The sequence below is a fragment of the Arenibacter sp. S6351L genome (assembly GCF_023016025.1).
In the GTDB taxonomy this organism is placed as follows: domain Bacteria; phylum Bacteroidota; class Bacteroidia; order Flavobacteriales; family Flavobacteriaceae; genus Arenibacter; species Arenibacter algicola_B.
In genome coordinates, this window is sequence record NZ_JALKBB010000002.1 from 194,954 (window position 1) to 206,984 (window position 12,031).

Here is a 12,031-nt window from a genome sequence, read left to right on the forward strand (position 1 = left end):
AACACTTTCAGTTTTGGTTGGTGACTATGGCTACTCCAGAAGATGTACCTATTCTAGCCACCCCTAAATCAATATATTTTTTGGCGGTCACCGCATCCTTAATTCCTCCTGATGCCTTTATCTTAATTTTGTTTCCTACTGCCTTCTTCATCAAAACCACATCTTCAAAAGATGCCCCCCTGGAACCAAAACCAGTTGAAGTCTTTACAAAATCGGCTTTGGCTCTTACCGCTATATTACATGCGGTAATTATTTCAGCATCGGTCAAATAACAAGTTTCCAAAATTACCTTTAGCACATTATTGCCTACAACTTCCTTTACTTGCCTTATTTCTTCTTGTACAGCTAAATAATTCCCAGATCTTAACCACCCAATATTCAATACCATATCCAATTCATTGGCCCCCTGCTCCATATAATCCATGGCTTCGTTCACCTTGGCCTTAGTGGACATGGCCCCTAATGGAAATCCCACCACCGAGACCACCCTTACCTTCGAATCTTTAAGTAGATTCTTGGCAACGGCTATATGACAACCGTGGATACATACCCCATAGAAATTATAATGTAAAGCCTCTGAACAAAGTTGTATAATATCCTTGTCTGTTGCTGTTGGCTTTAATAAAGTGTGATCAATAAAATTTTCAAAGTGCATTTTTCAAATTAAAACCTGTTGGAAATTAAGTGTTTCATAAACGACCCCATTTTACCAAAAGTAAACTTCTTACATATGCCATTTTATGACAACGATCATCAAAATAATAGGTGACAGAACATTTGATCAACAAGAATTCCCAAAATGGATTTTTGGGGCTATTCCTTGTTTTCCCCATTTTCGGGGGAAGAAATACATAAAAATGACATTGGCCGGCAAAACTGGCAAGAGGAATTGCAGGGACCAAAATAGAAGCATAAACAATTATGAAGATATAAGGTTAATAAGGAAAGTATTAGGCAAATGCGGTCTCAGTACTACTATCACCTTGTAAATTGGGGCTTAATGTAGAAAGAAATTTAAAATGTCGTATGGGATATCCAATCCTCCAAAGTTCCTGTTTTACTTGTTCCAAAGCTATTGGACTATAGTAATGGAAAATGAGCCTTCCAGTGTCAACTTCAAGGTCTATTACCCTAATATCCATAATACGCCTAAGGTTCCGAAGAATCATCATCTTGTCATTATTAGAGATTAGGTTGCCAATTTTTGCTATAGCTTTCATGAAGTTTAGGTTTATAGTTTCCAATGAATACTAAAATACAACTGAAAATTCCCCTTTGAAATGATACAGATCAGTTAACGTATAATTTATACCATATAAGGGCTTTAGATCTAATAAGGTTGCTCCGAAAAGACATTTTTTCATGATTAATAGGCCAATCCAAGATGCCCAATAACCAAGAGTACTTTAGCTTATGACCGATATCATATTTATTATCGGCAAATGCCTTTAGATTTAACCTATAAATAAAGTTAACATGAAGACAATACTTTACGCTTCCGATCGCACTGAACATTCCTCACCGGCTTTGAAATACGCATATCAATTAAGCCACCAATTAAAGGCTTCGCTAATAGTCCTCTATGTTCATGAAATGGAACAAATTAGGGTTTCCGTTTCTCGGCCAGCGGCGCAAATAGAATACCATGTAATTAAGGAGCAGACCGAAATATTGATCAAATATTGTGAAAAGCATTTGGGTGTTGCCGTAGATGGCAAAAAATTAAAGGTCGAGGTTGTCCATAACGATTCGGTTTCCGACGCTATATTGGAAAAATCCAGGGATTTTGGTACCGATATGATAATCATAGGGAGAAAGGACAAACATACAGATCGCGGTCTATTTGTGGGCAATATAGGAAAGGGCCTTCAGGAAAAGGTTCCCTGTCCCCTACTAATTATCCCAAATAATGTTGCGGCCAAGTCTATAAAAACTATTTTGTATGCCACAGATTTTGAGGAAGCGGATATTTTGGCGCTTAAGAAATTGGTTCCAATGGCAAAGGCACTAGGCGCTAAAATACAGATAGTACATATATCCACTGAAAAGGAGTATGCAGGAAAAGAACAGATGGAGTGGTTTAAGGACATGCTTCGCCAAGAGGTTGACGATACTGCCATAGACTTCGCCCTAATTTTTTCTGACAAGATCCAGGATAAACTTAAAGCCCATGCCCATGCTATTGGGGCCGACTTAATAGTGCTCCTGGAGAGGGAGGAAAAAGGCTTTTTTCAGAAAATATTCCATATAAGCTTGGTGGCAAAAATGGAGGAACATATCGGTATCCCTTTATTAAGTTATAACGAGCTTAATTTATAGGGATTCCCAACATTCAAGAATTCCCATAATCAAAATTCCATATAAGATTCTATAGTAAAAAAACTTCCCTAGCGGCGCTGCCTTGCCTCGGCTTTTTTATTCCGAGTTTAAGAAAACAATAACGCTTACTTTTTCATTTTTTGCCCTTATAATTATAATTTCACCTAAAACTAAACATATGAATGATTTGAAGGATAAAGTAGCCTATATTACAGGGGGCTCCAAGGGGATAGGATTTGGAATAGCGTCCATATTATTGAAAGCGGGAATGAAAGTGGCCATTAGTAGCAGGCTGTTGGAGAATGCGGAAAAAGCCGCCAAAGAACTTGGCCCTGAAGACAAGGTACTTGCCGTTTCCTCGGATGTGTCAAAACTTGGGGACGAACAAGCGGCAGTTAAAAAGATTTTGGATAAGTGGGGAAAATTGGATGTGATGGTGGCCAATGCAGGAGTAGGACATTTTGCTCCCGTAGATCAAATATCCGACACTCTTTGGCATGAGATGGTAAATACCAACCTTAACGGAGTATTTCACTCCCTAAAAGCTTCGGTAGAAGCCCTGAAGAAATCTAAAGGATATTATATTACGGTGGCAAGTTTGGCCGGGACCAACTTCTTTGCCAATGGTGCGGGATATAACGCCACCAAATTTGGAGTAGTAGGTTTTACCCAAGCAGCTATGTTGGATTTAAGACCCTATGATATTAAGGTTTCTACCATAATGCCCGGTTCGGTGGCCACTAATTTTAATGGTCATGAACCTTCCAAAGGGGATGCTTGGAAGATACAACCAGAGGATATCGGTGAACTGGTTTTAGACCTTTTGAAAATGAATCCAAGGACCTTGCCAAGTAAGATTGAGGTAAGACCTACGCGACCCGATAAGAAATAGGGCTATACCTCTTTTTCGGTAAATGGTACCTCCGGATTACCAATTTCAAATATTAGAGTTTTAAGAGATTCCATAAATTGGGCAATAGTATCTTGGGTAATGGAACTATCCTTGTTTCTACTGCCCTTTTTCTCTTTTGTGGCAAATTTGAGCAGACCTGAGCTTAAATTTTTAAATGAAATAATCCCTGCTTCAATACTACCAATAGGTTTACTACTGTTGTACATTATGGCATAACACAACAGCTGGAAGGCCTTGCTGTAATTGTAGTCCGCAATGGCATCTTCCCAGTCTACAATTTCAACTTGGGAACTGGTTACATTTCCTGTTTTATAATCTATAATTCTAAGAACCCCATCCTTTTCATCAATCCGATCCAATTTTCCTTTTAGGGCTACTGGAAAATCCAGCCCCGGAACATTAATATCCATCCGCAGTTTTTCCTCTACCCCCAATATCCTAATCTGATGCCGTTCCACCTCTGCCAATTCCAATTTTAGAAAATTTTCTACATACCTAACTACCACATTGTATGCAATTAGGTTTTTTCCCCTGGATATATCGCCATCTGCGAAGCTTTTTGCGAAGTGGCCTAAAACCAGGGGCCTGACATTCTTTTTCATTTCCCTTAACATGGATACTTCCAAAAAGGTATTTAAATAAGGCTTATAGAGGTCCTCCAAGGTATCGTGTACAATTGTTCCAAAGGTATTGTTGGCAACGGTTTCCTCCACCTCCAGAATATCATCTATTCCTAGTAGATTTCGCTTATAAAAATCTATAGGGTTTCTTATATAGTTACTCAGGGACGTAGGGGAAAACCCCTTTTCGGCATGGGCCCTGATCATTTCCATTAGGCTTTCATCCTTGGCTATGGTCTGTAACACCTTAATGGAAGGGGTAATTTCTGGTGCAGCGATGATCTCAGTGATATCTGCCCATTTATTTTCATCGGTTAGCAATTGGGTCAGCAACCTACTTTTCTCCCCTCCCTCCAAAACATCGGGTTCCGTATTATATAGCAGGTAGATATTTTTCGCCCGTTGCAATAAACGATAAAAATGATAGGTATATACGGCATCCTTTTCCTTATAGGTAGGAAGTTTGTAATATTTTTTAAGATCGAAGGGGATAAAGGAATTATTGGACTTGCCCGAAGGGAGTATACCTTCGTTAACCGAGGTTAGAATTACAGTTTCAAAATCGAGAACCCTACTTTCCAACATTCCCATTATCTGCAAACCTTCCAAGGGTTCTCCCTGAAAATCCAGGGTTTCGTTCCTTACAATTTCCAAATAAAGGCTTTCCAATGATTTTAGGTCATTGACAAATGAGTATTGTTCTACCATATCCTGAAGCTGATTGAACATGGAATAAAACTTGTACAAATACTCCAATCCAAGGGAATCCTTGGCTTGGGCAAACCTGTCCCTAAGAATTTGGATAATATGATGGCATTTATCTAAAAAAACCTTTCCGGTGACCTCCTCCCGAAAAAAAAGTAGACTTAGCAAATCTTCATTTTCTTCCCCCAAGGACCTTAAATTATCAGAGGTAATAAATGCCCAATTCTTTGTTCTAATGGCCTCACTTATCAGGTTGGCCTTATTTTGTTGGTTTTCAGTACACAAAATCTGAATGTAGGGATGAGATAAAAAGTCCAACACCTGCTGAAAATACCAGCCTTGAGAATCCTTTTTAATATGTATGGACAGATATTGCGAAAACAAGCTGGCCAAAGGAGTACTCTTTAAGGGATATCCCATGGTGATGTTCACCGTATCCAATTCAGAAGGGATAGAATTTAAAAGTGGGTTCAACATGGTTTCATCGCCAAGAACTATAGCGGTATTCTTAAGAATGTTGTTGTCCTCTTTTTTTAGTTGTAACAATAGGTTTCCAACATACTTGGCCTGGGAAACATTTTTAGGGACCCCTATTATTTTAATCCTCTTTTGGTTTAAATAGTTGCTCTCCACGCCCTTTAAGGCCTTCCCTTTTAGCCAGGGCCAGGTATTTAAATGATGCCTAATAAAATACCCGGCATCATGTATGGGATCCTCTACAAAATAAGTGTCCCCATCCCAGAAAATATCAGCCTTTGTCTTGGCCAATATTTCCTGAATTATATAAGATTCCGCCGTATTTAATGCATTAAAGCCAATGAATATATGTGTATTGTTTTTGTGACTACTTAAATATTCCTTAAGCTCTTCACAGGCCGTACGATAAATGAGACCCTGATGGCCTAATTTTTGGGCTTTTAGCAAATGGTTGAAGGCCTTATAAAGTGGCTCAAGATTATTCCAGAATTTAATGTAATTGGTTATTATTTCAGATTTTTCCTTCTGCAAGGCCCAATGATTTATTTCTTGGATATTGGCCAAATAAGAAAATATATCTTTGGTATCTATTAAATATCTGTCTATCTCATTAAAATCCTGTAATAAGGTCTGCCCCCATTTGGAGAAGGTGTAAAAGTTATCCTTCTCTCCATATTCCATGGACGAATAAGCCTTATAAAGTGTAAAAAGCTGCTCCATATTTGAAGCTGTTTGCAGATGGGATATTTGTTCCACAAAGCCTTCAATACTGTATATTTTTGGAGAAAAAATGGTTTTATCTGCCGTATTGGCCAAGGTTGTCCTTAAAATAGTCCCTGCACGCTTGCTAGGCAAAATCAAAATTAGGTCGTCTAAGGAATCATAGGTCTTTAATAAATCATCAACTACCTGTTGGAGAAAACTTTTCATTGGTTAGATTATCAAATATTTTGAAGTCAGAGCTTGCCTTGCCATAGCATTGTACAAATCCCAGATCACGTGGTTCCTGCAATGATTAGAACTGACTTTGGCCATACCTTCCAGTTTCTTTCCTAAAAATTGCTTTAAAACATGTACTCTAACCTCCATCCCAAAATTCATTTTAGAAATCAAATTTCTTTAAATATGGGGTAATTTAATTATAAAAAAGAGAACGAAAGCATGCACTCGGTTCCATTATGAAAAATAAAATAATTTCTGTTCTGGGAATGTGTTCTAGAAGTTTATCCGTGTTGATTATAAAACAAAAAAAAAGCCCCGCTAAATAGCGGGGCTCTTATTTATAGTTTTAAAACTACTTGGAAATTACTTTACCAAGTTAATTTCAACTCTTCTGTTTTGCTTTCTACCAGCAGCAGTATTGTTTGTAGCGATTGGCTTATCCTCACCGTAACCTACAGCAGATAATCTAAACTCTTCAATACCTTTTTCTACTAAGAAAGATTTAACTGAAAGTGCTCTTGACTCAGATAATTTTTGGTTCAAAGAGTTACTTCCTACGCTATCAGTATGACCTTCTACAGTAAATTTAGCAGTAGGATACTCTTTAAGGATAGTGATAATATCAACCATTACAGAAGTAGACTCTGCTTTGATAGAAGATTTACCAGTATCGAACAAGATTGTTCTAGCGTATTCGTTCAATTGCTTCTGAACTTCTTCAGTAACTTCAGGACAACCTTGGTTAGCTACAGTTCCGGCAACATCTGGACATTTATCATCTTTATCCAATACACCGTCACCGTCTTTATCTTGGTAAGGACATCCTTTGTTAGCGGCAGGACCAGCTTCGTTAGGACAAGCATCGTCTTTATCGGCAACACCATCACCATCAGCATCTGGACAACCAGCTAAAGCGGCAAGACCAGCTTCGTTAGGACAAGCATCATCTTTATCGGCAATACCGTCACCATCAGCATCTGGACATCCGTTCATTTCTTTGGAACCAGCCTCGTTAGGACAAGCATCTTTGCTATCCTCTATGCCATCACCGTCAGCATCTGGACATCCGTTGAAAATCTCAAGACCAGCAACTTCTGGACAAGCATCGTCTTTGTCATATACTCCGTCACCATCAGTATCGGTACCACCAAATTTGATAGCAATACCAGCCATATGTTGGAAATGCTTAGCTAAATAATCTTCGAAAGCATGCTTGTAAGAAGACTGTAATGTTAGACCGATGTTCTCAGTGAACCAAATGTTAAGTCCAACACCACCATTTACGGTACCAGCACCAACTTCGTCAATCCAAGTGTAACCACCACCTATTTCAATAAATGGATCGATTACTGTACTTTTTAAGAAATTATATTTTATTGTACCATCAACAGCATAGTGAGACAAATCGTCAACGCTTGTATCTCCCAATTTATCAATACGGTTCAAAGAACCTCTTGCTCCAATTGAAAAGCCACTACCTACATACTTTGACACTCCTACATAGGAAATAGATGGAAGTATGTTCCAATGGTCTGTTGCGTTAAAGAATTCATTCCCAAAGCTGCTATAATCTTCGGTAGGGAAAACGTCGATTGCGTTAGCTCCGAAACTTACTTGCCATGGGTTATTCTCGTCTTGCGCTTGTACGTTGTTAAAACCTACAATAAGTAAGGCAACAACCAATAATTTGCTAAGATGTTTCATGTTCAATTTTTTAAGTTTAAGTGTTTATTAGCTGCAAATGTAAGTTGTTAAAAATTATTAACAAAATCATTCTCTTAATTTTTTTAACGTATTTCATACCAAAAAAGACGCATTTAATCGATATTTTATACTGTCCCCACCCTGGCAAATACGGTTATTGTACAACTCAAGTCCAAAAAAGCATTATATATATGACCCTGAAGGCAAGTTCTTGCTTTGCTCCAAAGTAGCACCGAAAGAATAATCCGATTAGATAAAAACTTGAAAGGGCAGCAAATTGGAGTAATTCCACCTTAAAATAACCTTATATAACAGGATTTGGGACCAATAATTAAGAATAATCCAATCAATTCCATCGCAACTCGCACCCTTCAATGCCAATGTTCCCCCTTTACGATTCACGGACCATGACCATAATGCCCACTACTAGATAAAGTCTAGCGTAATATCCTCATTGATATAGATAAGGATCTTGTTTTCAATTTCATATCCCATTGCTTCCAGAGCATCTGCATAAGAATAGATCTGTTCGTGGTATGCCGGATTCCTTTTACCTGTCTTATAATCTATAATGGTTACTTTCTTATCCTTGATGACCAATCTGTCCGGGCGAAGCACCTTACCATTTTTGGTAAGGATATCCTGTTCATTCTTTATTAGGTTTCCTTTTAAAAAGTAGGTGTACAACTTAGGATGGTCGGCAATGGCCTTAATTCCTTGCTGCATCCCTTGGCTATCCTCATGGGAAAGATCGCCGTTTCTAATTAGCATATCCAAAGCACCGTCAATATCGTCATTGGTCTCTATCAACCCCATCACATGATGTAGCAAATTTCCCTTGCTAAGTGCTGTTCCCCGTTGCGTGTCCCATAGGGCACCGGCTTTGGTCAGAATTCTAAATTCAGGTCGCTCTTTATATGTGTATAGATGGGCTATCTTTTCCTGATGATCCCCTGGGCGGGATGGTTCATCTTGTATTTGAAGATTTCCGAACTGATAACAGGTTTTAGCCTCTTCCCAAAGCCCTTTTTCCTTTAAATAATGAATAAATAACCCAGAATAGTAATTTGGTTTATGTTCACCCTTGGGAGTAAGATCTTTTTTGGAAATAACATAGAGCCCCTTAACCGCCCTGGTCAAGGCTACATATAAAAGGTTAAAGGCATCCAATTCCAATTTATGCTGTTCTTCATTATAAATGGTTTCCGCAAGAGGTCCATAACCTACAACTTCCTGTTTCTTGTTGATCAAAATTTCCTCAAAGCCCGCAAAGGAAATAGGATTTACCGGCAGCCATAGTTTGGCATCCCTTTCTTCATATATATTGGTGTTGGCAAATGGAAAGATTACAATAGGGAATTCCAACCCCTTGGACTTATGCACGGTCATTATTTGAACGGCATCCACATTTTCGGGGGCGGTAACGCTTAAACTGTCCTTTTTCTTATCCCAGTATGCCAAAAAGGCTTGGGTATTGGCTCCCTCTTTTTGTTCAACCTCCAAAACAACGTCCAAGAAATAAGTTATATAGGCATCCGAGCTGTCTGCCATTCCGAATTTTTTTATAGCATACTCCAAGCCATCATAAACCGAGGATTGTCCAATTATATCCACATTAAAGCCGTAGGTACCCATTAGCAGTTGAGATACCTTATTTATATTGGCCTTAATAAATTGATGTCTGTTTTCAAGTTCCTCGGAAAGGAAGCTCAATATTTCATAACACCTTTCCATTTCCTTTGGTTGAAGACTAAAATGCAATAAATTAACTAGGAACCTTACCTTGGGGTTGCTATTTAACAACAACGTTTCAGAGGAAATAATGGGGATAGTGTTCTGCATCAGAAAATCTGCCAACAAAATCCCATGTTTCTTCTTTCGGGTAAGGATACAAACATCTTTTAGGGAATAGTTCTTTTCCAAAACCTCTTCCAAGGTTTTCATCACCAAATTACAGTATTCCCCATCTTCCTCCTGTGATTCATCAACATCAATAAAGGAAAGCTGTACCAAACCTCCTTTTTTACTATTGTAGTTTTGATTATTGCCTTCTACAAACAATTTATTATAAACCGTATTCTCCAAAAAGGGACTGGTAACCGTAAAAAAATCGTTGTTAAATTTTATCACCTCTTCATGACTCCTGTAATTTGCGGGAAGATTTGCCGTAAACGGAGGAAAAACAAACGGATTTTCCTTAAGATTGATAAGGTTTAGGAATTGTTCTGCCTTGCCTCCCCTCCAGCGGTATATGGCCTGTTTGGCATCGCCAACCAAAAGCAAGGAACCTATTTTTCCTTGATCGTCCTGACTCTCCAATGCGTTGCCTATTAAAGGTATTAGGTTGTTCCATTGCATTTCGGAAGTGTCCTGAAATTCATCCACAAAATAATGGCGGTACTTTTCACCTATACGTTCATAAATAAAAGGAGCTGGCTGATCTTTGATTTCTTTGGAAATAATACTATTGAATGAGGAGATCGGCAGAAGATCGCGCTCTCGTTCCAAGGTTTTAATTTCCTGTTGAATGGCACTGAGGACCGTGAGGGGAACAATATTGTTGTACGCATTCTTAACTAGGGACAACGCATTATAATGCTCCTTAATCTCATTGAACAAACCAATAAACCTAGGATGTAGGCCGTCCAGAATATCTTTAATTGCTTGGGGACAGGTCTTGATGTATAGGGGCTCGGATTCAAAATTTTGTTTCCAACCGGCATTAAAATCCATATTTAGATCTCCCGAAGCAATTTTCGCAATGAATTTTGGAAAATAGCTGGATTTGAAATTATTGAATTCCAAATCATTGCCTTCAATGATATCTAGTATTTCCGTTGCCCAAGCCACAATCTTAGTTTCGTCGGACTGTATTTGAAGAACCAATTCCTTTTTTAAATCCAAAAAATCATCGATGTCCTTTTCTTCAAGCTTTTTAAGGTGGGGAGCCTGATTTTCATTGAACAATAAAAACCCGATCTTTTGAAGATCCAAAGCTATATCCCAACTCTTATCATCGTCAATTTTTTCCAAAGCAAAATCTACCAACACTTTGGTCAATTGTGTATCAGTACCAGCCTTATTGATCAGTTTGGCGATGGCCTCATCCAACAATAATTTGGTATCCAGTACCACCTCAAAATTTTGGGGCAATTTTAGATCTTTGGCAAATGTCCTTATAAGCCTATGGGTAAATTTATCAATGGTGGAGACATCAAAAAAAGCATAATTATGCAGAATTTCCTTCAGGACTTTTCTGGACCTAGTTCGCAGCGTTCCGTAATCTATTCCCAACTCTTGGGAAATATCGGCCAGCATGGATGGAATTTCGTTACTATCGGACATTTTACCAAAGGCAAACAGACTTCCTAAAATTCGCTGTTTCATTTCATTTACCGCCTTGTTGGTAAATGTAATGGCCAGTATACTGCGATAGTTCTTATTGAAATCTGAAGAAAGGATAATTTTTAAATACTCCTTTGCAAGCGTATAGGTCTTCCCAGACCCAGCAGAGGCGTTATATATTTTGTAAGGAGCGTCCTGCACGTAATTTTAGTCGCAAAATAAGCAATATTAAACAGTTCTTAACAAATTATTAGTTGAATTTCTATCATAAAACCGTAATTTTGGGAAACAACATTTTTTAACATAAAAACGAAAACATTATGGCTTTTGAATTACCTAAATTACCTTATGCGTACGACGCTTTGGAACCACATATTGATGCCAGAACCATGGAAATACATCACACCAAGCATCACAATGGGTACACTACCAATTTAAATAATGCTATTGAGGGAACGGATTTGGCAAAAAAATCCATTATGGATATTTTGACCAATTTGGACATGTCCAATGCCGCTGTAAGAAACAACGGAGGAGGCTTCTACAATCACTCTTTATTTTGGGAAATAATGTCCCCAAATGGTGGTGGGCAACCTACAGGTGAGCTTGCCGATGCCATAAAATCAGCCTTTGGTTCTTTTGAATCATTTAAGGATGCTTTTTCCAAAGCCGCAGCAACACGATTCGGCTCTGGTTGGGCTTGGTTATGTGTCCATAAAGGAGGGAAACTGGAAATATGCTCAACTCCTAACCAGGACAACCCACTTATGCCAGGAACCGGATGTGACGGTTTTCCAATTTTGGGCTTGGATGTATGGGAGCATGCCTATTACCTAAATTATCAGAATAGAAGACCAGACTACATCAACGCATTTTTCAATGTAGTTAATTGGGATAAGGTAGCCGCTTCCTACAAAGCCAATAAATAAGGCTTACATTAACCGGGACTTTGAAAATTCATGGTCAATAAGCGAAGGCTCCAATTGGCCAACAGAATAATTTTCTG

Annotated in this window: 8 protein-coding genes; 3 read left to right on the forward strand and 5 right to left on the reverse strand. The window is 38.5% G+C overall.

The window, feature by feature from the left end; genetic code table 11:
- Window positions 1-7: 7 nt before the first annotated feature.
- Together deoC and MWU82_RS02770 are read right to left on the reverse strand one after the other, a co-directional pair.
- Window positions 8-655 (reverse strand): deoxyribose-phosphate aldolase, encoded by a 648-nt coding sequence (deoC, locus tag MWU82_RS02765; RefSeq protein ID WP_247095137.1) that lies wholly within the window; start codon window positions 653-655, stop codon window positions 8-10.
- Window positions 656-950: 295 nt separating this feature from the next.
- Window positions 951-1,220 (reverse strand): hypothetical protein, encoded by a 270-nt coding sequence (locus tag MWU82_RS02770; RefSeq protein ID WP_247095138.1) that lies wholly within the window; start codon window positions 1,218-1,220, stop codon window positions 951-953.
- A 256-nt stretch (window positions 1,221-1,476) separates the two neighbouring features.
- Here MWU82_RS02770 and MWU82_RS02775 point away from each other — a divergent pair, with 256 nt between their 5' ends.
- Together MWU82_RS02775 and MWU82_RS02780 are read left to right on the forward strand one after the other, a co-directional pair.
- A complete protein-coding gene (locus MWU82_RS02775) occupies window positions 1,477-2,319 on the forward strand; it encodes a universal stress protein (protein WP_247095139.1) in 843 nt (280 codons plus the stop codon).
- Window positions 2,320-2,497: 178 nt separating this feature from the next.
- Window positions 2,498-3,211: an SDR family oxidoreductase gene (locus MWU82_RS02780; protein WP_247095140.1), complete on the forward strand. Its 714-nt coding sequence runs from the start codon at window positions 2,498-2,500 to the stop codon at window positions 3,209-3,211.
- 2 nt (window positions 3,212-3,213) lie between these two features.
- On the opposite strand, the gene MWU82_RS02785 is transcribed toward MWU82_RS02780, so the two are convergent.
- The 3 genes from MWU82_RS02785 to MWU82_RS24360 all read right to left on the reverse strand — a co-directional run bounded on the left by MWU82_RS02785 (window position 3,214) and on the right by MWU82_RS24360 (window position 11,226).
- A complete protein-coding gene (locus tag MWU82_RS02785; protein ID WP_247095141.1) occupies window positions 3,214-5,964 on the reverse strand; it encodes a PD-(D/E)XK nuclease family protein in 2,751 nt (916 codons plus the stop codon).
- A 375-nt stretch (window positions 5,965-6,339) separates the two neighbouring features.
- Complete coding sequence (locus tag MWU82_RS02790) at window positions 6,340-7,680, reverse strand: OmpA family protein (protein ID WP_072860271.1); 1,341 nt, start codon at window positions 7,678-7,680, stop codon at window positions 6,340-6,342.
- A 426-nt stretch (window positions 7,681-8,106) separates the two neighbouring features.
- Entirely contained in the window at window positions 8,107-11,226 is a 3,120-nt protein-coding gene (locus MWU82_RS24360; RefSeq protein WP_247095142.1) for a UvrD-helicase domain-containing protein, read from the reverse strand.
- A gap of 119 nt (window positions 11,227-11,345) precedes the next feature.
- Here MWU82_RS24360 and MWU82_RS02800 point away from each other — a divergent pair, with 119 nt between their 5' ends.
- Window positions 11,346-11,954, forward strand: coding sequence for a superoxide dismutase (locus MWU82_RS02800; RefSeq protein ID WP_072860269.1), 609 nt, complete (start codon window positions 11,346-11,348; stop codon window positions 11,952-11,954).
- The last annotated feature ends 77 nt before the right edge of the window (window positions 11,955-12,031 follow it).

What these genes read in the sequence shown, in the direction of transcription:
- deoC (WP_247095137.1), bottom strand. Translation starts at nt 655, where the DNA reads ATGCACTTTGAAAATTTTATTGATCACACTTTATTAAAGCCAACAGCA.
- MWU82_RS02775 (WP_247095139.1), top strand. Translation starts at nt 1,477, where the DNA reads ATGAAGACAATACTTTACGCTTCCGATCGCACTGAACATTCCTCACCG.
- MWU82_RS02770 (WP_247095138.1), bottom strand. Translation starts at nt 1,220, where the DNA reads ATGAAAGCTATAGCAAAAATTGGCAACCTAATCTCTAATAATGACAAG.
- MWU82_RS02800 (WP_072860269.1), top strand. Translation starts at nt 11,346, where the DNA reads ATGGCTTTTGAATTACCTAAATTACCTTATGCGTACGACGCTTTGGAA.
- MWU82_RS02785 (WP_247095141.1), bottom strand. Translation starts at nt 5,964, where the DNA reads ATGAAAAGTTTTCTCCAACAGGTAGTTGATGATTTATTAAAGACCTAT.
- MWU82_RS02790 (WP_072860271.1), bottom strand. Translation starts at nt 7,680, where the DNA reads ATGAAACATCTTAGCAAATTATTGGTTGTTGCCTTACTTATTGTAGGT.
- MWU82_RS02780 (WP_247095140.1), top strand. Translation starts at nt 2,498, where the DNA reads ATGAATGATTTGAAGGATAAAGTAGCCTATATTACAGGGGGCTCCAAG.